The sequence below is a fragment of the Pseudomonas sp. PDM30 genome, assembly GCF_019218985.1.
GTDB classification, from domain to species: domain Bacteria; phylum Pseudomonadota; class Gammaproteobacteria; order Pseudomonadales; family Pseudomonadaceae; genus Aquipseudomonas; species Aquipseudomonas jessenii.
The window spans coordinates 732960-752875 of record NZ_JAHUWM010000001.1; the positions used below are offsets into that span (position 1 = coordinate 732960).

The window sequence follows — 19916 nt, forward strand, 5'->3', positions numbered from 1 at the left end:
ACCAAAGATTCACTGTGGGAGCGAGCTTGCTCGCGATGAGACCCTTGCATTCAATCGAGAGTTTTCAGACGTTCAGTTCTGCTCATTCTCATACCGGTCCAGCGTATCCCGCGCAATCTCCCTTCCCAGCGCGATCAACTCCGGCGCCTTGTAGAACTCGAAAAACCGACACACGCGCTTGGGCACGTTGATCAGGATGTCCGGCGGATACCCGGCAATCTTGTACTGCGCCAGTGACGTCTGCATCACCTCGAAACTCTGGTTGATCAAATCCAGCAAGGACGCCGGCCCGACGTTGTCGATGATGAACGAACCGGTGGCGGAGCGGGGGGCGCCACTGGTTTCCGGAGCGGCCGCGGGTTGCTGCGCCTGGGGCTCGGCGGATTCGATCCACGGGTTGAGCTCCGCACCTTCGGCCTTCAAGGCTTCCTGTTCCAGAATCAACAATTGCTCGGCTTGTTTGCGCCGGAACGGCAACTTCGAGCCGACGGAGTTGATCAGGCTGTCGAAGCGGGTCTTGAAGGCGGCGGGACGCTGGATGACCGGCAATTGATAGTGGCGCTGGTTGGTGGCGTTGAGGTTGACCGCGATGATCAAATCGCAATGGCTCGACACCACCGGCACGATCGGCAGCGGGTTGAGAATGCCGCCGTCCACCAGCATGCGGTTGCCTTGCATCACCGGGGTAAATAGGCTGGGAATCGCTGCCGAGGCGCGCATGGCCTGATGCAGGCAACCTTCCTGGAACCAGATCTCCTGCTGGTTGGTCAGGTCGGTGGCAACCGCGGTGTAGGGGATACGCAAATCTTCGATGTTGATCTCGCCGACGATCTTGCGGATCTGTCCGAAGACTTTCTCGCCACGGATCGCCCCCAGACGAAAACTGACGTCCACCAGACGCAACACGTCGAGATAATCCAGGCTCTCGATCCAGTCACGGTAGTCATTGAGTTTGCCGGCGGCGTAGATCCCTCCCACCACCGCGCCCATGGAGCATCCGGCGATACAGGCAATGTCATAGCCGCGCCGTTCGATCTCTTCAATGACCCCGATATGTGCATAACCCCGGGCTCCACCCGAGCCCAATACCAGTGCGACACGCTTTTTCATGGATCGCCCTCGTTTGAATGATTCAACAATGCACCCATCGAGGGCCATGCTTCAATCGCCATGGTCGTTCGAGGGGACAAGAGCGTCGTATTTTCGACACTCCATGGCGGCACATGGTTATTCTTGTCGGCGCTATAGTTGCACGGCGACCAACGGCACTTTTCAGGTGCCACAACGTCTTACCTGCATGACTGTTGACCTATTTTTGAGGAGTGAGTGATGAAAGCCTGGATCTGCGTGCCATTGATTGCCCTGGCGCTGGCCGGTTGTGCCGGCAAAACCGCTTATCGCGACAGCTGCGGTAGTAACCTGGATGCGGCATGGCATGAACTGGACCTGGCCAAAGCCGAAGGTTTCGCCGGGACCGTCAGCTACTCCAAGGCCCTGTCGCTGTTGACCGCGGCCAAGACCCAGCAGCAATTCGAGGGATTCGAAGGCTGCACCAAAAAAGCCGAGAAGGCTCGTTTCTATATTCGTGAATCGCGCGCAGGGCGTTAAAAGCAAAAAGCGGTGACAAGCTCTAAACTGCAAGAGCCTTCGAGCTTGCAGTCTGGAGCTTGCAGTCTGGAGCTTGCAGCCTGGAGCTTGCAACCTGGCGCTGTTTACGGAGTAAACCCCCATGATCGATCGGTTGGTGGCTCAGGTTCTGGGCCTGGAAGTTCGTCTGCTGGCCTGTCAGGCCCGCTTGAAAGAGCGTACAGACCCTGAAGCGTTACATGATCTGCGTACAACCATGCGACGGTTACGCAGTCTGTTGCGACCCTTGCGCGGGTTGCCCGGCGTCGAACAACTGGAAGCGGCGGCCTCCCGGGTGGGCGATCTGACCACACCATTGCGTGATCGCGAAGTGCTGGCGGCGTACCTGCTCCAGCACCATCAACCCCAAGCCGCACAGTGGCGCATGGCGCAAATGGCCGAGGCTTACCCGGCCGTGGCGACCAGTCCCGAACTCGCGCAAATGCTGATCGTCCTCGATGCGTTTCCGCGTTTTCTGCGTGCCGCCCAGCGCCAGGGATTGCTCAAGGGCCTGCGCAAGCGCATCGAAAAACGCCTGGGCAAGCAATGGAAAAAACTCGACGAGGCACTGCACGATCCGACCCACGACCGTCATCGGCTGCGCCTGCTGATCAAGCGCGTGCGCTATGGCATCGACGCTTACCCCGAACTGGACCGTTTGCCGAAAGCGGCCATGCCCCGGCTGAAATCGGCCCAGGGTGCGCTGGGCGACTGGCACGATTGCGTGCAATGGCTGGCGATGGCTGAACGGGAAGCGGATTTGCAACCCTGTGTTGCCGTATGGGAAGCCACGATGGCCGAGGCCGAAACCCGAGCGGACCGCGTTCTGGAAAAATTCAGCAAGGCCTGTTTCAAATCCTGAGACCACTCGAGATCCTTTGTGGGAGCGAGCTTGCTCGCGATGAGGTCGTGACATTCAACATTGATGTTGGCTGTCCGGGCGCTATCGCGAGCAGGCTCGCTCCTGCAGGTTATATGTCCGGCACGAGCCTTGTGCGACTTATCTGTCAGTCAATTTGGCCGGAATAGGCGATGTATCAACGTCGCCAGATGGTTAAGATCCCTTCATCTTTTTCCATTCCCAGAGGTTTTCATGCGTTTTTCCGAACTGCTCAACGCTGTCCGCAGCCAGCCGATGGAGCTGTCTATCCCGGCATCCTGGGCCCAGGGGCGAGCCAGTTTCGGTGGCCTGGTGGCCGCTTTGCAGTACGAAGCCATGCGCGCCCGGGTTCCGGCGGATCGGCCGGTGCGTTCGTTGGCAATCACCTTTGTTGGCCCGGTTGAGCCCGAGGTGCCGGTCAGTTTTGACGTCGAGGTGTTGCGCGAAGGCAAGGCCGTCAGCCAAGTGCTGGGCCGGGTGATGCAGAAGGGCCAGGTGGTGACGTTGATCCAGGGCAGCTTCGGCGCCTCGCGACCTTCGGAAGTGGCGGTGGCCGCTGAACCGGCACCTGAAATGAAGCACTGGGACGAATGCCAGGAATTGCCTTTCGTCGAAGGCGTCATCCCGGAGTTCATGCGGCATCTGGCGATGCGCTGGAGTGTCGGCGGGCTGCCGTTCAGCGGTAGCACATCCCGGCAAATGGGTGGCTGGGTACGTTTGCGCGGCGACGTAAAGGAAGAGGCTATCGGCGAGGCGCATATCCTGGCGCTGGTGGACGCCTGGCCGCCGGCCCTGATGCCGTTTTTGAAGAAGCCGGCGATGGGCAGCACGCTGACCTGGACCATCGAATTCGTGCAGCCGCTGCTGGAACTGAACACCCTGGACTGGTGCAAATACCTCGTCGAAACCGAATACGCCGCCGACGGCTACGGGCATGCCGCCGCAAAAATGTGGAGCGCGGATGGTCGGTTGATCGCCATGAGCCGGCAGACCGTGACTGTGTTCGCCTGATCAGTGTCGGCGGTGGCGCTCACGCCAGGCGCGCCACCAGCCGCCGCTGAGGAAGAACCGTGGAAACGTCAGGAACTGCTCGACCAACAGGCGTGATACCGCATCCTTAGGGTTCGGAGGCTTGGGTCTCCAGGTTGTGGCCGTGGCGTTGCAAGGCCAGCGCCGCAATCACACCGATTACGCCGATGGCGATATTTGCCAGGCTCAGGCTGAACACCCCGGTCACAATCAGCAGAAATGCCACGATGAACAGCGGCACCGCGATCAGGTGCAGCACCAGATTGGTCGGGTGCTGATGATTGTTCGGGTAGGCTCGCCATTGCCAGGCGGGTAGGTTGGGGTGACGTTTGCCCATGATGCCGATCCTCGATCCATGTTGAACACATGTGATTAAGAATAGGCCCGGTCTATGCTGGCGGCGAATCAAGGCTGGCTATTGGCTTGATAGGTGCCATGACTGGAATAGATGGTGCCAGTTCTGAAGCCTTCGCGAGCAATCCCGTTCCTACATTTTGACCGTATTCCAATGAAAGAACGCGGTCACCTGTGGGAGCGGGCTTGCCCGCGAAGAGGCTCTCAAAGTTTCAGTTGACCTATCGCCTTGCTCAACTCACCGGCCAACGCCGCCAGCTCATTGCTGGTGGTCGCCGACGTCACCGTCTGCTGCACCGTGTTCTCGGTCACGTCACGGATGCTCACCACCGCCCGGTTCATCTCCTCCGCCACCTGGCTCTGCTGCTCGGCCGCCACCGCGATCTGCGTGTTGCTTTCACGCATCTGCGCCACCGCTCCGGTGATCTCGGCCAATGCCGCGCCGGCCTCTTGCGCCTGTTGTACGCAGTCGTCGGCCTTGAACGAGCTCTCTTGCATGAAATCCACGGCGTCCCGTGTGCCGGCCTGCAACGCCGAGACCATGAGGGTGATCTCATCCGTGGAGGCCTGCACGCGTTTGGCGAGGTTGCGTACTTCATCGGCGACTACCGCGAAACCGCGACCCATTTCGCCGGCCCGGGCCGCTTCGATGGCGGCGTTGAGCGCCAACAGGTTGGTCTGCTCGGCGATGCTGTGAATCACTTTGACCACGCCGTTGATTTTCTGGCTGTCCTCGGCCAGGCGTTGAATCATCTCGGCAGTCTGCTGGACGCCGGTGGACAGTCCGGCAATCGACCGCTGCACCCGTGTCACAACCGCCTGCCCGCTGCCGGCCAGGGTATCGGCCGATTGCGAAAGGTCACGGGTGGCACCCGCGTGTTGAGCGATGTGATAGACCGTGGCGGTCATTTCATTGATCGCTGTGGCGGCCTGATCGGTTTCGCTTTGCTGGCCCAGCATGCCGTGGCGCACTTCATTCATGCTGGCCGCCAGCCGTGCGGCGCCGACGTCCAGTTGCCGGGCGGTGCTGGCGACGGTGTTGACCACCCGTTGATAACCGGCCTGCATGGCGTTGAAGGCGTTGGCCATTTGCCCGACTTCGTCGCGGCAAGCCAATGGCACGCGGGCCGACAGGTCGCCGGTTTTCTCCACGTGCAACATGACGTCTTTCAAGGTGTTGAGCTGGCTGAGCAGGAAGCGGATCAATAACTGCGATGCACCGAGCATTGCCAGCATCAGGATGAACACCGCCGACGCGTAGTTGGCGAAGCGCTCGCTGAACACCTGGCTCAGGCTTGGCCCGTGGGCAATCACGGCGACCTGCTGGCCGTCGGCACGGGTAAACACTTCGGCACCCATCAGCGGATTGTCGCCGAACAGCGGCATCACGTTGATTTCGACCCAGCCGTTTGCATCGACGAGTTCGAGCATGGGCTGTCCATTCAGCGACGGTGTCTGTCCGCGATCGAACGTCAGAAGGTTGTCGGCCTTGGGCAGAGGCTGCCCGACAGGCCAGTCGACCAGCAATCGCGCTTGTACCTGAGTCGCGGCTTGGGACGCATCAACGCGGGCTTGTTGTTCGAGGCGTACGGCATACAGCACCAACAGCAGCGTGGTGACGAAGGCGACAGCGTTGACCGCCCAGAATTTGTATTTCAGCGAGATATTGCTAAGCCAGGCACCCATGGAGGTCTTCTCTGATAGCGGAAACAGTTTTGGCAAGGTGCCAGCATTGTGCCGCTACTCAGAAATTCGAACCTTGATACACGTCAATGTGGGAGCGGGCTTGCTCGCGAAAGCAGGGTATCAGTCGACATCAATGGTGTTTGATAGTCCCCCTTCGCGAGCAAGCCCGCTCCCACAAGGGGCAGTGTTTACAAGGCGATGGTGGGCAGCCGATAAAACGCCCGCGCGCACGCGGTGGTATGCGCTGCCAGATCCTCCTGGCTTTCCCCGCGATGCAGTGCCACTTCGCGCAGCACTTCGGTCAGGTACGCCGGCTCGTTTCGCCCGTTTTTCGGCTTGGGGCGCAGGCTGCGCGGCAGCAGATACGGTGCATCGCTTTCGAGCATCAGGCGTCCGCGCTTGATCTCCTTGACCAGTGGGTGCAAATGCGTGCCCCGGCGCTCGTCACAGATCCAGCCGGTAATGCCGATGTGCAAGTCCAGGTCGAGATAGCTGAACAGTGCCTTCTGCTCTCCAGTGAAGCAGTGCACTACGGCGGCCGGCAGTCGGTCGCGGAAGTCGCGCAGGATTTCCAGCAGGCGCTGGCTGGCGTCGCGTTCGTGCAGAAAAACCGGCAGCTGCAATTCGACGGCCATGGCCAGGTGTTCTTCGAGGACCTTCTCCTGTTGCGGGCGCGGCGAGAAATCACGGTTGAAATCCAGCCCGCATTCGCCCACGGCCACCACATTCGGCTCCAGGAGCAAGCTGCGCAAACGTCGGGCGCTGTCGGCGTTCCAGTCGCTGGCGCAGTGAGGGTGAATACCGGCGGTGGCGAACAGTCGCTGGGCGCTTTCGTCCAGTTGCTGGCACAGCTCAAGGGCCTGTTCACTGCCCTCGACACTGGTGCCGGTCAGCACCAGTTGGCACACGCCAGCCGCGTAGGCGCGGTCAAGTACGGCCTGGTGTTTGTCGGCAAAACTGGCGTTGGTCAGGTTGACGCCGATATCGATGAGTTGCATGGTGCTACCTCGGCCCAAAGGCCGGAAAGCATATCAGAGCCGTGGATTTATAAGAAAAACCAAGAACTACAACGGGTTAACGCTGTCTCTTGAGCCGCGGACCAGACCTGGTTGGTAGTTTTGCCATCATTGTGCCAGTCTTTCGCACGTTGCCAGCGCCTTGGGCGCTCTGTTTTTGTCGCCGCGCTTGATGGTTTTCGTCATTGAAGCGGGCCTCATATTCTTTCCGGAGAGTGGATGATTCGTCCCTCGGTTTTGCTACTGCTGTGTTGTTCGCTGCTACTGCCGATGACGGCGGTCGCGCGTCTGCCCGGGCCGTTGCAAGCCGTACCGGCGAGCAAGGTGCGCGACCTTGCGGAAATACGCAGCAGTCGTGTGCTGCGGGTGTTGGTCAACCAGAGCCGCAACAGTTCCGGTGAAGTCCAGGGGCAGGCGATCGGGGTCGAATACCATCGCCTGAGAGCGTTCGAGCAATACCTCAACGGCCACGCCCGTGACGGTCAGGAAATCACCCTCAAGATCATTCCCAAGGCCAAGGATCAACTGCTTGGCGCATTGCAGCGCGGGGAGGGCGATCTGGTGGCGCCAGGCGAGTTGCTCGAGCTGCAACCCGGCTTCGCCGTCAGCACCAGTGAGCCGATTGCCAGCAACATCCCGTTGGTCCTGGTGGGCATCAAGGGCGAACGCCGCTACACCAGGCTTGAACAGCTTTCCGGCAAGACCCTGGCATTACCCGCAGGCAGCGCCGCCGGGGATGCCGTCAGCCAGATCAATCAAAAGCTCGCCTTGCACAAACTGCCACCGGTCACGATCGAATGGGTCGATCCGAGCCTTGCCGTCGAGGATGTACTGGAGATGGTGCAGGGCGGGATCTTCCACCTGACCATCGTCGAGCAACCGATCGCCGAACGCTGGGGCAAGATCCTGCCCAAGCTGCGTTTCGACAAACAGGTACTCGTCAGTGATCCGGGAGAGGAATTCTGGTTCGTGCGCCGTGATGCCTCGATGCTGCGGGCCAGCATTGATCGCTTCCTCACCGTCTACAAAAAACCATCGGATCAGGACGCCGCGTTCCTGCGGATCTATCGTCGTCTCTATCAAGTGCACTATCCACTGGCCAAGGCGGACCGACAGCGCCTGGAAAAACTTCGCCCGGTGCTGCAGAAACACGCCGACGCCCAGGGCATGGACTGGCTGAACCTGGCGGCGCTGGCCTTCAAGGAGTCATCCCTGCAACCCGTCGCCCGCAGTGGCGGTGGCCCCACCGGTCTGATGCAGATCACGCCTTCTGCGGCGCAGCGGGTGGGGGTCAACAATATTCAGGACCTTGATGGCAATGTGCAGGCCGGGGCCAAGTACCTGGCGATGATCCGGCGCAAATTCTTTGCCAGTCCGAAACTCAACGAGCGCGAACGCATGGCCTTCGTGCTGGCGGCCTACAACATCGGGCCGGAGCGGGTGCAAGGCATGCGCGCCGAAGCCCGTCGGCGAGGCTTGAATCCCAACCAGTGGTTCTTCCAGGTCGAACGCATTGCCATGGAGCAAGTGGGTATGGGGCCTGTCAGTTATGTTAATAGCGTGAACAAGTATTACTTGGCGTTCGACCGGGAGCGGGAGTCGTTGGAGCCCCAGGGGCAAAAGGTTGTTTCACGCAAATGATCAACAAATTTGATTGTTATGACGGGTTTTTTGCGCTTTTAGAATGTGAATTACTGATTAATATGGCGGCCAACCCACACACACTGACAAGGAATGAAACAGCATGAGCACTCTGATCAATAAGGTACTGTCTACCCGCGCTGGCTACGGCCTGACCGTTCTGCGCATCGTGGTCGGTATTGTTTTCGCCGCTCACGGTTCGCAAAAACTCTTCGGGGCATTCGGTGGCTATGGTCTGGCTGGAACCGCGCAGTACATGGAAAGCCTCGGACTGACGCCGGGTTACCTGATGGCGGCACTGGCGGGCGGCACCGAATTCTTCGCCGGCCTGGCCCTGATCATCGGCTTGCTGGTTCGCCCGGCCGCACTGGGCCTGATCTTCCTGTCGCTGGTCGCGATTTTCTCGGTGCACATCAGCAACGGTCTGTTCATGGCCAACAACGGTTATGAGTTCGCCCTGGCGTTGCTCGGTGGCAGTCTCGCGGTATTGATCGAAGGTGCGGGCAAGCTCTCGGCGGACCGTGCCATCGCCGGTTGACCGCTCTGGCTCAACGAAAAGGCCCGCATTGTGCGGGCCTTTTTTGTTGAGCGTCATTCTTGACACTGTCCAGTCAGCTTCTCTAGGATGTTGCTCATGCGCCGATTTAAACAGCTACTTGCGGGGCGCCAGGTGACTCATCCAGTTGCCGATAGAAGCCGGAACAGGCTTCGAAATACCGCTAAAGCGCTGGTTCGGTGTTGCCTCTCACCTGCCATGCAGACTTTTGAGGCAGAGACACGACACAATGAATGCACTAAACCCCGTTGTACGTCCCGCGCCGATCACGGCACATCTCACCCAGCGCAATCCAAAAATCCTGCTTGGCGGCAAACATCAGCCGACGCTCTTGCGTTATCTCGATGGCTGGCCACGTCGTACCGGCGGTCCCGCTGCCTTCCTGATCCAGTTTGTCGAAGACGGTGAATCGCTCGCTCGTTTCGCCAACGACAGTTTCGATCTGGCAGTGATTCAATCCCCCAGCCTCGAAGATGCGCCTGAAGTGATCCGGCAACTGACCCGCGTTGCCCGGCAAGGGCTGATTACCCGGCTTTAAAGCTCACGGGTACTCGATTGCCACGATGTACACACACTGCTCACCCGTCGGTGTCTGGACCCGGACTTCGGCGTCCAGCGCCTTGCCGATCAATGCGCGGGCCAGGGGCGAGTCGATGCTGATCAGGCCCTGTTTGAGGTCCAGTTCATCCGGCCCGACAATGCGGTAGCGCGACTCTTTGCCATCCTCGTCCTCGATCGTGACCCAGGCGCCGAAATAGACCTTGTTCGGATCGCTGGGTTTTTCGCTGACCACCTTGAGCGCTTCCAGGCGTTTGGTGAGAAAACGCACGCGGCTGTCGATCTCTCGCAGCATCTTTTTGCCATAGGTGTATTCGGCGTTCTCCGAGCGATCACCCTGGGCCGCGGCTTCGCTGACAGCCTGGGTAACCTGGGGCCGACGTACATGCCACAACTCATGGAACTCGGCGCGCATCCGCGCTTCACCCTCGGGGGTGATCAGCGCGGTGCCAGCGGTGCGGGGAGGGCGGTAACGGCTCATGACAGCTTCTTGTGGTGAGGATGGCAGGAGTCTATCAACCCTCGCGCAGAACTGTCAGCGGGCTGGCGTTCAATGCCCGACGGGTGCCGAACACCCCTGCACCACCAATGAGCACGGCGCCCACCAGTGGGAGCAACAACAGCCATGGATGTGGATGCCACGGCAGGTCAAAGGCGTAGCGATAGAGCACCCAGCTCACCACTTCCGAGCCCAGTGCCGCCAGTAAGCCACTGACTGCGCCCAGCAAACCGAACTCGATACGCCGGGCCTTGACCAGCAATTGCCGCTCCGCCCCCAGCGCACGCAACAGCGCGCCCTGGCGAATGCGTTCATCCAGCGTCGCTTGCAGGCCGGAGAACAGCACCGCCATCCCCGCCGCCAACACGAACAACAACACGTACTCCACCGCCAGGGTCACCTGGGCGAGGATGCTGCGCAGTTGCTCCAGCAAGGCTTCGACCTGCAGGATGGTCACCGCCGGGAAGGCGCGGGACAGGTCGACAATCTGTTGGTCGTGACCCGCTGCCAGATAAAAACTGGTCAGGTAGGTCGCTGGCAGATCCTTGAGGGTGCCGGGCTGGAAGATCATGAAGAAGTTCGGCTGGAAGTTGTCCCAGTTGATCTCCCGCAGGCTGGTGACCTTCGCCTCGCGATTGACTCCGCCAACGCTGAATACCAGGTGGTCGCCGAGCTTTATTTTCAAACTCTCGGCGACCTTGCCTTCTACCGACACGCCGGGAACATCGTCCGGCAACTGTTGGTTCCACCAATTGCCGGCCGTGAGTTTGTTGCCCGACGGCAGGTCCGCGGCCCAGGTCAGGCTCAGGTCGCGCTGGATCGCCCGGTCCCCGGCCGATTCCTTGGTGACGATTTGCTGTACAGGCTCGCCGTTGATGCTGATCAAGCGCCCAGGCACTACCGGGTACAACGGTGCCGATTGCGCCGATACGGTGATCAGGTGATCGGTGAAGGCCTGTTTGTCCGCCGGCAGGATGTTCAGCGCGAAGTAGTTTGGAGCGTTTTTCGGCAGCTGGTTCTGCCAGGTGTCCAGCAACTCGCCGCGCAGCAGCGCAATCAGCGCCATTGACAGCAGAATCAGGCCGAACGCCAGGGACTGGCCCGCGGCAGCGAGCGGGTGACGCAGCAGTTGGCCCAGTCCCAGGCGCCAGGGCAAGGACGCACGAGCAAGCATGCGCCGCAGGCTCTTCAACAGCAGCAACAACAAGCCGCCCAGCACCAACGCTGCAATCACGCCGCCGCCGAGCAGGGCAAAGGTCAGCACCAGGTCCAGGCTCAGGCGCCACATGATCAGGGCGAGGGCGCCCAGCGCTGCGCCGTAGACCATCCAGGTGCTGGAGGGGATCGGCAACATGTCCCGGCGCAGCACGCGCAATGGCGGAACCCGACCCAGAGCCGCCAGTGGCGGCAAGGCGAATCCGGCCAACGCCACCAGTCCGGTACCGATCCCGGCAATGGCCGGAAACAGCCCGCCCGGAGGCACGTCGGTCGGCAACAAGTCATGCAGCAGGGCAAACAACCCCAGCTGTGCGAGCCAGCCGAGGAGGGCGCCGCTGATGCTGGCCAGCAGCCCGAGGACAGTCAGTTGCAGGCTGAACAGCACCATGGTTTCCCGGCGCGACAGCCCGAGGCAGCGCAGCAAGGCACTGGCATCGAACCGTCGGGTGGCGAAGCGGGTTGCCGACAGCGCCACCGCCACGCCGGACAGCAACACCGCCACCAGGCTGGCCATGTTCAGGTAGCGTTCGGCTTTGCCCAGGGCGCCGCCGATCTGTCGATTACCGTCGCGGGCGTCCTGCAAGCGCTGGTTGGCGGCAAGCCCCGGTTTGATCAGTTGCCGATACGTCTCGAGTGCCTGAGCGCTGCCTCGCCATAAGTCGCGATAGCTGACCCTGCTGCCGGGCTGCACCACGCCGGTGGCTGCAAGGTCGTCGAGGTTGATCAGCACCCGCGGTGTCAGGCTGTAGAAATTGCCGGCGCGATCGGGTTCGTAAGTCAGCACCCGCGCCAGTTTCAGGGTTTTCATGCCGACATCGATGCTGTCGCCGATCTTCAGGTCCAGGGCGGTCAGCAGGCGTGCCTCGACCCAGGCTTCACCGGGGTGCGGTCCGCCACCGACTATTTGCGTGGCAAAGGGGGCGGGCGCGCTTTTCAATTCGCCCCGTAGCGGGTAGGTGTCATCGGCCGCCTTGATGCTGGACAGTTGAATGCTGTTGTCGGTGGCGATGACGCTGGAGAACTCCACCACTTGAGCGTGTTCCAGACCCAGTTCGGTGCCGCTTCTTATCTGTTCGGGGCGCGCAGGCGAACTGCCTTCGAGCAGCAGGTCGGCACCAAGGAATTCGGTAGCGCGCAGCATCATGGCGCCGTTCAGGCGCGCGCCAAAGTAACCGATGGCAGTGCTGGCGGCCACGGCCACCAGCAAGGCGAAAAACAACACGCGCAATTCACCGGCGCGGGCATCGCGCAGCAATTGGCGGATGGCGAGACTGAACAGGCGCAACAGCGGCAGGCGTGCCATCAAGGCTCCAGAGGGGCGACCAGCAGGCCGGCTTCAAGACGGATCAGGCGCCGGCAGCGATGGGCCAGGCGTTCATCGTGAGTCACCAGCACCAGTGTCGTGCCGCGCTCCTGGTTGAGCTCGAACAGCAAGTCGCTGATGCGCTCGCCGGTGTGGCTGTCGAGGTTGCCGGTCGGTTCGTCGGCGAACAGCACATCGGGCTCGGCGGCGAATGCGCGGGCAATCGCCACGCGTTGTTGCTCGCCTCCGGAGAGCTGGCGCGGCGAGTGAGTCAGGCGTTGGCCCAGTCCCACCCGTTGCAGCAATTGGGTGGCGCGTTCGCGGGCGTCTTTGCGGCCATCGAGCTCCAGTGGCAACATGACGTTTTCCAGGGCATTGAGACTGTCGAGCAGCTGAAATGACTGGAACACAAAACCCACGTGCTCGGCGCGGATGCGCGCACGCTGGTCTTCATCGAGGTTGCTCAGGCCTTGCCCGGCGAGTGTGACTTCGCCGCTGCTCGGCAGGTCGAGGCCAGCAAGCAGGCCCAGCAGGGTGGACTTGCCGGAGCCGGAAGCGCCGACGATGGCCAGGCTGTCGCCCTTGTTCAGTTCCAGGCTGAGTTGGTGCAGGATGGTCAGTTCACCTTCCGCGCTGGGAACCACTTTGCTAAGGTCCTTCGCGATGAGAATGCTTGCGCCCATGGAGAGTCCGATGCGTGTCTGGTTTTTGAGTGCTGGCCTGGCCTTGATGTGCATGGCCCAAAACGCAGCGGCGGGTACAGTCCTGATCGTTGGCGATAGTATCAGCGCCGGTTTCGGGCTGGATACCCGGCTGGGGTGGGTGTCGCTGCTTGAGCAACGGCTCAGGCACGAAGGTTTCGACGACAAAGTGATCAATGCATCCATCAGTGGCGACACCAGTGCCGGAGGCCAGGCGCGCCTGCCCGCGCTGCTTGCAGAGCATAAACCGGAACTGGTGATCCTCGAGCTGGGCGGCAATGATGGTCTGCGTGGGATGCTGCCAACTCAATTGCAACAAAATCTTGCTTCGATGATCGACAGCTCCCGGGCCAGCGGTGCCAAGGTGTTGCTGCTCGGCATGCAATTGCCACCCAATTATGGTGCGCGTTACACCAAGGCGTTCGCCGAGGTCTACAGCAACCTGGCCGATGAGAAAAAGATCCCGCTGGTGCCGTTTTTCCTCGATGGCGTAGGCGGCCATCCGGACTTGATGCAGGCTGACGGCATACACCCGGCGGCCGGGGCCCAGGACAAGTTGCTGGAAAATGTCTGGCCTACTCTAAAACCGCTGTTATGACACTTTTCTAGAAGCAGGCTTTCGGCTAAGGTGGCGCCCCCGATTTGGAGCCCCCGATGCCGCGTCCCGCCTGGTCACTATTTGCCTATCAACTGATCGAGCCTGACGAACAGCTGGATCTGTTCGCCTGCCAGGAAGTGCGGGTGCATCTGGTGACCCGTCAGCTGGAATTGGGCGGTTCGGCGGACCGGACCCTGTGCGGCAGTCTGTTGCCGGCGCAACCGCGCTGGTCGAGTGTTGATCGCCGGGTGTTTCAGGACCAGCGGCTGTGTTCGTTGTGCCGGGCCATTCTTGAGTCGCAGAAGCGGGGGACGTCGCCGATCTGGCCGGAATTGCGGTTTGAGCTTTGATCCGTCATTGCGCGTTAGCCTTTTGCCGACTGTGCGTGTATCCGCTTCTACGGTAACGGCGGCATTGCCCTCTGGTCAGTTGCGCTCGGCCTGTTGAGTGGTGAAGAGCACGGGTGTGCGCCGACCTGCCGTTGCTCTGCTCTTCTGTAGGAGCGAGCTTGCTCGCGATGGACGTCAACGATAACGCGTGCTGCCTGAATGCCCGCGTTGTCCTGGCGTTTTTCGCGAGCAAGCTCGCTCCTACAGGGAAACGCGTTCAGTTGTGATCGGCCCGGCCAGCAGGCCGCCTCACCCTCAAAAATCCACACCGCCTGCCCTACAGCCTTCGCGAGCAAGCCCGCTCCCACACGGGATCGAGGATAATCTCAATATCGCCTTGCACTGCCTGTAATCGGGCGATCTCCCCGAAATAACGGACTGCAGTGTACAATCGCGTTCTTATACTCTCAGTTGATCATGCATAGGATTTTCCGGATGTTGTCGCGCTTTCCTGCCGTCACCCGCTGCCTGACTCTTGCCGCCCTCTTAGTGGCCGGTCCAGTCGCAGCATTGGAGCTTCCCCTGCCACCGCCCGGTGAGGACATCATCGGCCAGGTGCAGGTGATCAAGGCCAAGTACGAAGATACCTTCGCCGACCTTGGTACCGCCTACGATCTGGGCTACACGGAAATGGTCGCGGCCAACCCGGGTGTCGATGCCTGGTTGCCTGGCGCCGGTACGGAAATCATTCTGCCGACTCGCTTCATCCTGCCACCAGGTCCGCGTGAAGGCATCGTGATCAACCTGGCCGAGTACCGCCTCTATTACTACCCGAAAGGCAAGAACGTGGTGTACACGTTCCCGCTGGGTATCGGTCGTGAAGGCTGGGGCTCGCCGATTGCCCACACCAGCATCACCGCCAAGACACCGAACCCTACCTGGACGCCTCCGGCTTCGATCAAGGCCGAGCACGCAGCAGACGGTGACCCGCTGCCCAACGTTGTGCCGGCCGGCCCTGACAACCCGCTGGGGCCGTTCAAGTTCACCCTGGGCACACCGGGCTACCTGATCCACGGTTCGAACAAGAAGTTCGGTATCGGCATGCGCACCAGCCACGGTTGCTTCCGCATGTTCAACAACAACGTGCTGGAAATGGCGGGCATGGTGCCGGTCGGAACGTCCGTGCGGATCATCAACGACCCGTACAAGTTTGGTCTCAGTGGCGGCAAGGTCTATCTGGAGGCGCATACGCCGCTGGACGACAAGGGCAACCCGTCGGTGGTCGACAAGCACACCGCAGTCATCAATGCGATGCTCAAGCGTGAAGACATCACCAACAACCTGCGTATGAACTGGGATGTGGTGCGTGATGTGGTCGCCGCTGAAGACGGCCTGCCGGTTGAGATCGCTGTGCCGGGCAACGGCGTTGCACCGATGGTATCGAGCATGCCGATCGACCCGCTGCAGTAACGCTGGCAAAGAGCCCGTCGGCGCGGACAGCGTCGACGGGTTTTTTTATTGCCTGGAGAAACGCCAGGCAATAAAAAAGCCGACCCAAAAAATGGGTCGGCTTGATAACAATCCCGAAGGATTATTACTTGCGGCTAGCTTTGTCCAGCATGCGCAGAGCACGCTCGTTAGCTTCGTCAGCAGTCTGTTGTGCTTTTTGAGCAGCAGCCAGAGCTTCATCAGCTTTACGGTAAGCTTCGTCTGCACGAGCCTGGGAGCGAGCAGCTGCGTCTTCAGTAGCGGTCAGACGTGCTTCGGTTTCTTTCGATGCGCTGCTGCAACCGGTAGCCAGAACTGCGGCCAGAGCCAGAGCAGAGAATTTCAGAACGTTGTTCATCGTGTTCCCCTTCAAGGACTTTCTATTAAGTAGCTATCTCCTCCGATTGAGGAAAGAGCCGGCGTACATACTACCCATTACTTGTAGTAAGTAAAACTGACGTGACGCAAGAAGCAAAAAAAATTGTAGGCGTTGATTCTTTTTCGAGCAACTTTTAACTGAACTGTTTAAAAAATATCCAGCTGCAAGGCCCGTGGCTGAGCGAACTGGAGAGAAAAAGTTCCTTCGGCACACCGCTCTTTTTCCCGCCTGGCTAAAGTCCGCCTACATGGATTCGTCTACACTTTTGTTCGGCTTTTGCGTAGCGCCTCCCAATATCTTTCTCGATGTTCAGGTGACTTTAACAGCGGGCGCTCGTCTTAAGTCTCAACATCCGGCAATGTTCAGGCTATCGACCCGGAGTGATCTTCGGTCGAGCGCAATCCTGCGTGATCCGGAGCAGCACCCGCCAACCCGCACGATGACGAGCGCACCTTGAGCATTTCTGCCAATGGTGCCTACTATTTGTACGTGCTCGGTAGCGCGAGATCGGTGCAGCTCTTCTCGGTGCCCACTCAGGCACGGGGTGGCGTAGATGTTCCTTCGCCGGAAAAACATCGGTAAGGTAGGGGTCGGAATTCCAGACCCGCGAGGAGTAGTGATGAGCGAGGCGTTGTCCATCCACCATGACCAGGCTGGTCATCAGTTCGAGACCAATGTGGACGGTCATCGTGCCTATCTGACCTATATGGATCTGGGGAAACAGACCCTGGATATCTATCGCACCTTCGTGCCCAACGCATTGCGTGGTCGCGGTATTGCGGCAGCCTTGACCGAGAAGGCGCTGGAGTACGCTGACGAAATGGGCTACACCGTCATTCCATCGTGCTCCTACGTCGAGCGCTACATGGAGCGTCACCAGCGGCATGCGGCCAAGCTGAGTCAGTGACCTTCAACAAAACGAACACATAAAAAAACGCCGGGTCCAGCCCGGCGTTTTTTTTTTGTGTGTGCTTTTTGCACCGCCAAACAGGCGATCAGCTGCGATCGCGTTTAGGCAGCACATCCTTGAGCTTGGCATGCATGCTGCGCAAGGTGTTTTCGGTCGCGGTCCAGTCGATGCAGGCGTCGGTGATCGACACGCCGTATTGCAGGTCGGCGAGGTCTTTCGGGATCGCCTGGGCGCCCCAGTTCAAGTGGCTTTCAACCATCAGGCCGATGATCGACTTGTTGCCTTCGAGGATCTGGTTGGCGACGTTCTCCATCACCAGCGGTTGCAGGGCCGGATCCTTGTTGGAGTTGGCGTGGCTGCAATCGACCATGATGTTCGGCTTGATCTTCGCCTTGTTCAGCGCCTGCTCGCAGAGCGCAACGCTGACCGAATCGTAGTTCGGTTTGCCGTTGCCGCCGCGCAGCACCACGTGACCGTAGGCATTGCCCTTGGTGGTCACGATCGACACGCCACCTTCCTGGTTGATACCCAGGAAGCGGTGCGGGCTGGAAACCGATTGCAGGGCGTTGATCGCCACGGTCAGGCCGCCATCTGTGCCGTTCTTGAAGCCGACGGCCGAGGACAGCCCGGAGGCCATTTCACGGTGAGTCTGGGATTCGGTGGTGCGCGCGCCGATGGCCGACCAGCTGATCAGGTCCTGCAAGTATTGCGGGGAGATCGGGTCGAGGGCTTCGGTGGCGGTCGGCAGGCCTTTTTCGGCCAGGTCCAGCAGCAACTGGCGACCGATGTGCAAGCCGTCCTGGATCTTGAACGAGTCGTCCAGGTACGGGTCGTTGATCAAGCCTTTCCAGCCGACGGTGGTACGTGGCTTCTCGAAATACACGCGCATGACCAGATACAGGGTATCGGACACTTCGGCGGCGAGAACTTTCAGGCGCTCGGCATATTCGTGGGCGGCCTTGATGTCGTGGATCGAGCAAGGCCCGATGACGACGAACAGGCGATGGTCGGTGCCATCCAGAATGTTGCGAATGACTTCGCGGCCCTTGGTGACGGTGCGCAGTGCGGCGTCGCTCAGGGGAATATCGCGCTTGAGCTGATCGGGAGTGATCAGTGTCTCGTTGGAGGCGACGTTTAGGTCGTTGATCGGTAAATCAGCCATCGTTTACTCGTCAGGTCACGGGTGCCGGCCGCCAGCGAACCCGCGCGGCGGAGCACAGCAAATTAAGCGCGTCGGGGAGCTGAACCTTAGCGCGTTACACCGTGGCTCGACAATGGGCAGACGCCGGTTTGGTGGGGTTTCGCAGTCAGTTTCCCTGCCGCGAGGGGCAAACCGATCAAGAATGCCTCTATTCCAGCACCGGTTGCGCAAAAGCCTTGCGCACCGAATCGTGAGAGAACTCGTCGGCATGCTCCTGGACCCATTCGAGGGCCAGGGCCTGGATGTCCTGCAAGTCTTCGTGGGCCTCATGCAGGCGGCAGTAGCGTTCGATCTGGCACACCTGTTCGCCCATCCGGGCGCTGAACAGCGTTTGTTCATCGACGAAAGCGATGCCTACCAGATAACCGCGCTTGCGTCGCAGGCACCAGGCGACATAGCCCAGGTAGCGCATGTCCGGGTTCACGGTCGGCATGCGTACCTCCAGCGCCGTGCCGTGACGCCACGCACGGTGATAATTGCAAGCCATGCCCCCGAGACTGATAGTGTGCAGCTGTCGTCGCGAAAGACACTCAGGTTTCAGCAACGTTAATTCGACGGGCACATCGTCAGGGTGAGGAATGAATCGTCCCATGAACACAGACTCCATGTGTCGGCCATCTGACATTGTTCCTCCCAGTATAGTGGTCGAATTGGAACTGACCGATTTTGACGCCGACCAACGGCTGCTGGCGATGAGCGGTGTATCGCTGGTCATTTTCACCAGTGTCGGCTGCGCCAGTTGCCGTTTTGCCCGCGAGCAATTGCCGACACTCGACCTGGCAGTCGATCGACTGTGCTGGATCGATGCCGGCAACAACGGCGGGGTGGTCGAGCGTTATCAGGTTTTTCACTTGCCGGCGCTGTTTGTCGTTCGCGACGGTGAATTCTTTGGAGCACTGAAATCGCGCCTGACCGGCACCGAGCTCAATCGGGCCGTGCACCAGGCGCTGAGTCGAACAGCAGAGGAGTTGCCATGATGGGGACAGTTGCCAAGCCGACGATCGGCATTATCGGGACCGGCGCAATCGGCGGTTTCTACGGGGTGATGCTGGCACGTGCCGGTTTTGATGTGCATTTTCTGCTGCGCAGCGAGTTCTCCGCGGTGGCCGAGCATGGCTTGCGAGTCGATAGCGCGCCCCACGGTGTACTGACGTTGAACCCGGTGCAGGCCTATTCGGACGCGCAAGACATGCCACCTTGCGATTGGCTGCTGGTGGGCGCGAAAACCACCAGCAACGCCGACCTGGCACCTGCCATCCTGCAGGCGGCGGCACCGAACGCCAAGGTACTGCTGTTGCAAAACGGCCTGGACGTCGAAGACAGCCTGCGCGCGTTGCTCCCCGATTCGCTGCATGTGCTTGGAGGGCTCTGCTACATCTGCGTCCATCGCGAGGCGCCGGGTGTCATTACCCATCAGGCGCTGGGCGCGGTCCATGTGGGTTATCACAGCGGTCCCGCCGATGGGCCGGCACGCAGCGCAATTGTCGAGGAGGGCGTCGGGCTGTTTCGCAGCGCCGGCCTCGATTCCCAGGCCATGGCGAATTTACATCAGGCGCGTTGGCAAAAACTGGTCTGGAATATCCCTTACAACGGTCTCTCGGTTTTGCTGGGGGCGAGCACCACACCGTTGATGGCCGATGCCGACAGCCGCGAGCTGATCAAGGCGCTGATGGCTGAAGTGGTCCAAGGCGCTGTTGCCTGCGGGCACGACGTACCGGCAGGCTATGCCGAGCATTTGTTCATGGTGACCGAAAAGATGCCCGACTACTGGCCGAGCATGTACCACGATTATTTGCACAAGCGACCGCTGGAACTGGCCGCGATCTACGCCCGGCCTTTGGCGGCGGCGAAGGCTGCCGGGTGTGAGATGCCACGCATCGAGGCCTTGTATCGCAGTTTGAGTTTCATTGATCGACGCAATACCTGATTCGACCGACCTGAGGG

General features: G+C 60.3%; 21 protein-coding genes and 1 pseudogene. 12 read left to right on the forward strand and 10 right to left on the reverse strand.

What is annotated here, in order from left to right; genetic code table 11:
• Nucleotides 1–72 precede the first annotated feature (72 nt).
• Nucleotides 73–1110 carry a patatin-like phospholipase family protein gene (locus KW840_RS03390; RefSeq protein WP_057713795.1) on the reverse strand — a complete coding sequence of 346 codons (1038 nt, stop codon included), beginning with the start codon at nucleotides 1108–1110 and terminating at the stop codon, nucleotides 73–75.
• Between the two features lie 219 nt (nucleotides 1111–1329).
• Here KW840_RS03390 and KW840_RS03395 point away from each other — a divergent pair, with 219 nt between their 5' ends.
• The 3 genes from KW840_RS03395 (at nucleotide 1330) to KW840_RS03405 (ending at nucleotide 3517) form a co-directional block, all read left to right on the forward strand.
• A complete protein-coding gene (locus tag KW840_RS03395; RefSeq protein ID WP_034150181.1) occupies nucleotides 1330–1608 on the forward strand; it encodes a hypothetical protein in 279 nt (92 codons plus the stop codon).
• A 121-nt stretch (nucleotides 1609–1729) separates the two neighbouring features.
• Nucleotides 1730–2488 (forward strand): CHAD domain-containing protein, encoded by a 759-nt coding sequence (locus tag KW840_RS03400; RefSeq protein ID WP_154860257.1) that lies wholly within the window; start codon nucleotides 1730–1732, stop codon nucleotides 2486–2488.
• Between the two features lie 231 nt (nucleotides 2489–2719).
• Nucleotides 2720–3517, forward strand: coding sequence for an acyl-CoA thioesterase II (locus tag KW840_RS03405; RefSeq protein ID WP_090457089.1), 798 nt, complete (start codon nucleotides 2720–2722; stop codon nucleotides 3515–3517).
• Here KW840_RS03405 and KW840_RS03410 read toward each other — a convergent pair.
• The 3 genes and pseudogenes from KW840_RS03410 to KW840_RS03420 all read right to left on the reverse strand — a co-directional run bounded on the left by KW840_RS03410 (nucleotide 3518) and on the right by KW840_RS03420 (nucleotide 6573).
• Nucleotides 3518–3872, reverse strand: a pseudogene (locus tag KW840_RS03410) (Mpo1-like protein).
• Nucleotides 3873–4093: 221 nt separating this feature from the next.
• Nucleotides 4094–5575, reverse strand: coding sequence for a methyl-accepting chemotaxis protein (locus tag KW840_RS03415; protein WP_218494452.1), 1482 nt, complete (start codon nucleotides 5573–5575; stop codon nucleotides 4094–4096).
• Between the two features lie 188 nt (nucleotides 5576–5763).
• A complete protein-coding gene (locus KW840_RS03420) occupies nucleotides 5764–6573 on the reverse strand; it encodes a TatD family hydrolase (RefSeq protein WP_218494453.1) in 810 nt (269 codons plus the stop codon).
• A 237-nt stretch (nucleotides 6574–6810) separates the two neighbouring features.
• On the opposite strand from KW840_RS03420, the gene KW840_RS03425 reads away from it, so the two are divergent.
• The 3 genes from KW840_RS03425 to KW840_RS03435 all read left to right on the forward strand — a co-directional run bounded on the left by KW840_RS03425 (nucleotide 6811) and on the right by KW840_RS03435 (nucleotide 9326).
• Nucleotides 6811–8232 carry a transglycosylase SLT domain-containing protein gene (locus tag KW840_RS03425; protein WP_150812275.1) on the forward strand — a complete coding sequence of 474 codons (1422 nt, stop codon included), beginning with the start codon at nucleotides 6811–6813 and terminating at the stop codon, nucleotides 8230–8232.
• A gap of 103 nt (nucleotides 8233–8335) precedes the next feature.
• Entirely contained in the window at nucleotides 8336–8770 is a 435-nt protein-coding gene (locus KW840_RS03430; protein ID WP_090457085.1) for a DoxX family protein, read from the forward strand.
• Between the two features lie 247 nt (nucleotides 8771–9017).
• Entirely contained in the window at nucleotides 9018–9326 is a 309-nt protein-coding gene (locus tag KW840_RS03435; protein ID WP_057713803.1) for a hypothetical protein, read from the forward strand.
• A gap of 3 nt (nucleotides 9327–9329) precedes the next feature.
• On the opposite strand, the gene greB is transcribed toward KW840_RS03435, so the two are convergent.
• Genes greB through KW840_RS03450 form a run of 3 tightly spaced genes read right to left on the reverse strand, consistent with a single transcriptional unit; the run spans nucleotide 9330 to nucleotide 13049 of the window.
• Nucleotides 9330–9827, reverse strand: a complete 498-nt coding sequence (gene greB / locus KW840_RS03440; RefSeq protein ID WP_057713804.1) for a transcription elongation factor GreB — start codon at nucleotides 9825–9827, stop codon at nucleotides 9330–9332.
• 34 nt (nucleotides 9828–9861) lie between these two features.
• Entirely contained in the window at nucleotides 9862–12366 is a 2505-nt protein-coding gene (locus KW840_RS03445) for an ABC transporter permease (RefSeq protein WP_218494454.1), read from the reverse strand.
• The gene (locus tag KW840_RS03450; RefSeq protein ID WP_046043370.1) at nucleotides 12366–13049 is read right to left on the reverse strand and encodes an ABC transporter ATP-binding protein; all 684 of its coding nucleotides are present in this window, start codon (nucleotides 13047–13049) and stop codon (nucleotides 12366–12368) included. Before KW840_RS03450 ends, KW840_RS03445 begins: the two co-directional genes overlap by 1 nt.
• Before the next feature lie 10 nt (nucleotides 13050–13059).
• Between KW840_RS03450 and KW840_RS03455 the strand changes: the two genes are divergently transcribed.
• The 3 genes from KW840_RS03455 to KW840_RS03465 all read left to right on the forward strand — a co-directional run bounded on the left by KW840_RS03455 (nucleotide 13060) and on the right by KW840_RS03465 (nucleotide 15464).
• Nucleotides 13060–13665 (forward strand): arylesterase, encoded by a 606-nt coding sequence (locus KW840_RS03455; protein WP_090457081.1) that lies wholly within the window; start codon nucleotides 13060–13062, stop codon nucleotides 13663–13665.
• 56 nt (nucleotides 13666–13721) lie between these two features.
• On the forward strand, nucleotides 13722–14015 hold the full coding sequence (locus KW840_RS03460; RefSeq protein WP_003226812.1) for a hypothetical protein: 294 nt from the start codon (nucleotides 13722–13724) through the stop codon (nucleotides 14013–14015).
• Nucleotides 14016–14489: 474 nt separating this feature from the next.
• Nucleotides 14490–15464 carry a L,D-transpeptidase family protein gene (locus KW840_RS03465; protein ID WP_057713807.1) on the forward strand — a complete coding sequence of 325 codons (975 nt, stop codon included), beginning with the start codon at nucleotides 14490–14492 and terminating at the stop codon, nucleotides 15462–15464.
• A 124-nt stretch (nucleotides 15465–15588) separates the two neighbouring features.
• Here KW840_RS03465 and oprI read toward each other — a convergent pair whose 3' ends face one another.
• Nucleotides 15589–15840: an outer membrane lipoprotei OprI gene (gene oprI, locus KW840_RS03470; RefSeq protein WP_003199355.1), complete on the reverse strand. Its 252-nt coding sequence runs from the start codon at nucleotides 15838–15840 to the stop codon at nucleotides 15589–15591.
• 640 nt (nucleotides 15841–16480) lie between these two features.
• Here oprI and KW840_RS03475 point away from each other — a divergent pair.
• Entirely contained in the window at nucleotides 16481–16768 is a 288-nt protein-coding gene (locus tag KW840_RS03475) for a GNAT family N-acetyltransferase (protein ID WP_007973562.1), read from the forward strand.
• Nucleotides 16769–16856: 88 nt separating this feature from the next.
• Here the strand turns inward: KW840_RS03475 and KW840_RS03480 are convergent, their stop codons facing one another.
• Nucleotides 16857–17933: a 3-deoxy-7-phosphoheptulonate synthase gene (locus tag KW840_RS03480; RefSeq protein ID WP_007973561.1), complete on the reverse strand. Its 1077-nt coding sequence runs from the start codon at nucleotides 17931–17933 to the stop codon at nucleotides 16857–16859.
• Nucleotides 17934–18120: 187 nt separating this feature from the next.
• Nucleotides 18121–18564: a PilZ domain-containing protein gene (locus tag KW840_RS03485; RefSeq protein ID WP_079246728.1), complete on the reverse strand. Its 444-nt coding sequence runs from the start codon at nucleotides 18562–18564 to the stop codon at nucleotides 18121–18123.
• On the opposite strand from KW840_RS03485, the gene KW840_RS03490 reads away from it, so the two are divergent.
• A complete protein-coding gene (locus KW840_RS03490) occupies nucleotides 18563–18949 on the forward strand; it encodes a co-chaperone YbbN (protein ID WP_057713808.1) in 387 nt (128 codons plus the stop codon). The two genes, KW840_RS03485 and KW840_RS03490, sit on opposite strands and share 2 nt — an antisense overlap.
• Nucleotides 18946–19899 (forward strand): putative 2-dehydropantoate 2-reductase, encoded by a 954-nt coding sequence (locus KW840_RS03495; RefSeq protein WP_218494455.1) that lies wholly within the window; start codon nucleotides 18946–18948, stop codon nucleotides 19897–19899. The genes KW840_RS03490 and KW840_RS03495 overlap by 4 nt, the downstream gene beginning before the upstream one ends.
• Nucleotides 19900–19916: the final 17 nt, after the last annotated feature.

Bases quoted from the DNA above. Each gene is read 5' to 3' on its own strand.
- KW840_RS03390 (WP_057713795.1), bottom strand. From the start codon at position 1,110: ATGAAAAAGCGTGTCGCACTGGTATTGGGCTCGGGTGGAGCCCGGGGT.
- KW840_RS03395 (WP_034150181.1), top strand. From the start codon at position 1,330: ATGAAAGCCTGGATCTGCGTGCCATTGATTGCCCTGGCGCTGGCCGGT.
- KW840_RS03400 (WP_154860257.1), top strand. From the start codon at position 1,730: ATGATCGATCGGTTGGTGGCTCAGGTTCTGGGCCTGGAAGTTCGTCTG.
- KW840_RS03405 (WP_090457089.1), top strand. From the start codon at position 2,720: ATGCGTTTTTCCGAACTGCTCAACGCTGTCCGCAGCCAGCCGATGGAG.
- KW840_RS03415 (WP_218494452.1), bottom strand. From the start codon at position 5,575: ATGGGTGCCTGGCTTAGCAATATCTCGCTGAAATACAAATTCTGGGCG.
- KW840_RS03420 (WP_218494453.1), bottom strand. From the start codon at position 6,573: ATGCAACTCATCGATATCGGCGTCAACCTGACCAACGCCAGTTTTGCC.
- KW840_RS03425 (WP_150812275.1), top strand. From the start codon at position 6,811: ATGATTCGTCCCTCGGTTTTGCTACTGCTGTGTTGTTCGCTGCTACTG.
- KW840_RS03430 (WP_090457085.1), top strand. From the start codon at position 8,336: ATGAGCACTCTGATCAATAAGGTACTGTCTACCCGCGCTGGCTACGGC.
- KW840_RS03435 (WP_057713803.1), top strand. From the start codon at position 9,018: ATGAATGCACTAAACCCCGTTGTACGTCCCGCGCCGATCACGGCACAT.
- greB (WP_057713804.1), bottom strand. From the start codon at position 9,827: ATGAGCCGTTACCGCCCTCCCCGCACCGCTGGCACCGCGCTGATCACC.
- KW840_RS03445 (WP_218494454.1), bottom strand. From the start codon at position 12,366: ATGGCACGCCTGCCGCTGTTGCGCCTGTTCAGTCTCGCCATCCGCCAA.
- KW840_RS03450 (WP_046043370.1), bottom strand. From the start codon at position 13,049: ATGGGCGCAAGCATTCTCATCGCGAAGGACCTTAGCAAAGTGGTTCCC.
- KW840_RS03455 (WP_090457081.1), top strand. From the start codon at position 13,060: ATGCGTGTCTGGTTTTTGAGTGCTGGCCTGGCCTTGATGTGCATGGCC.
- KW840_RS03460 (WP_003226812.1), top strand. From the start codon at position 13,722: ATGCCGCGTCCCGCCTGGTCACTATTTGCCTATCAACTGATCGAGCCT.
- KW840_RS03465 (WP_057713807.1), top strand. From the start codon at position 14,490: ATGTTGTCGCGCTTTCCTGCCGTCACCCGCTGCCTGACTCTTGCCGCC.
- oprI (WP_003199355.1), bottom strand. From the start codon at position 15,840: ATGAACAACGTTCTGAAATTCTCTGCTCTGGCTCTGGCCGCAGTTCTG.
- KW840_RS03475 (WP_007973562.1), top strand. From the start codon at position 16,481: ATGAGCGAGGCGTTGTCCATCCACCATGACCAGGCTGGTCATCAGTTC.
- KW840_RS03480 (WP_007973561.1), bottom strand. From the start codon at position 17,933: ATGGCTGATTTACCGATCAACGACCTAAACGTCGCCTCCAACGAGACA.
- KW840_RS03490 (WP_057713808.1), top strand. From the start codon at position 18,563: ATGAACACAGACTCCATGTGTCGGCCATCTGACATTGTTCCTCCCAGT.
- KW840_RS03485 (WP_079246728.1), bottom strand. From the start codon at position 18,564: ATGGGACGATTCATTCCTCACCCTGACGATGTGCCCGTCGAATTAACG.
- KW840_RS03495 (WP_218494455.1), top strand. From the start codon at position 18,946: ATGATGGGGACAGTTGCCAAGCCGACGATCGGCATTATCGGGACCGGC.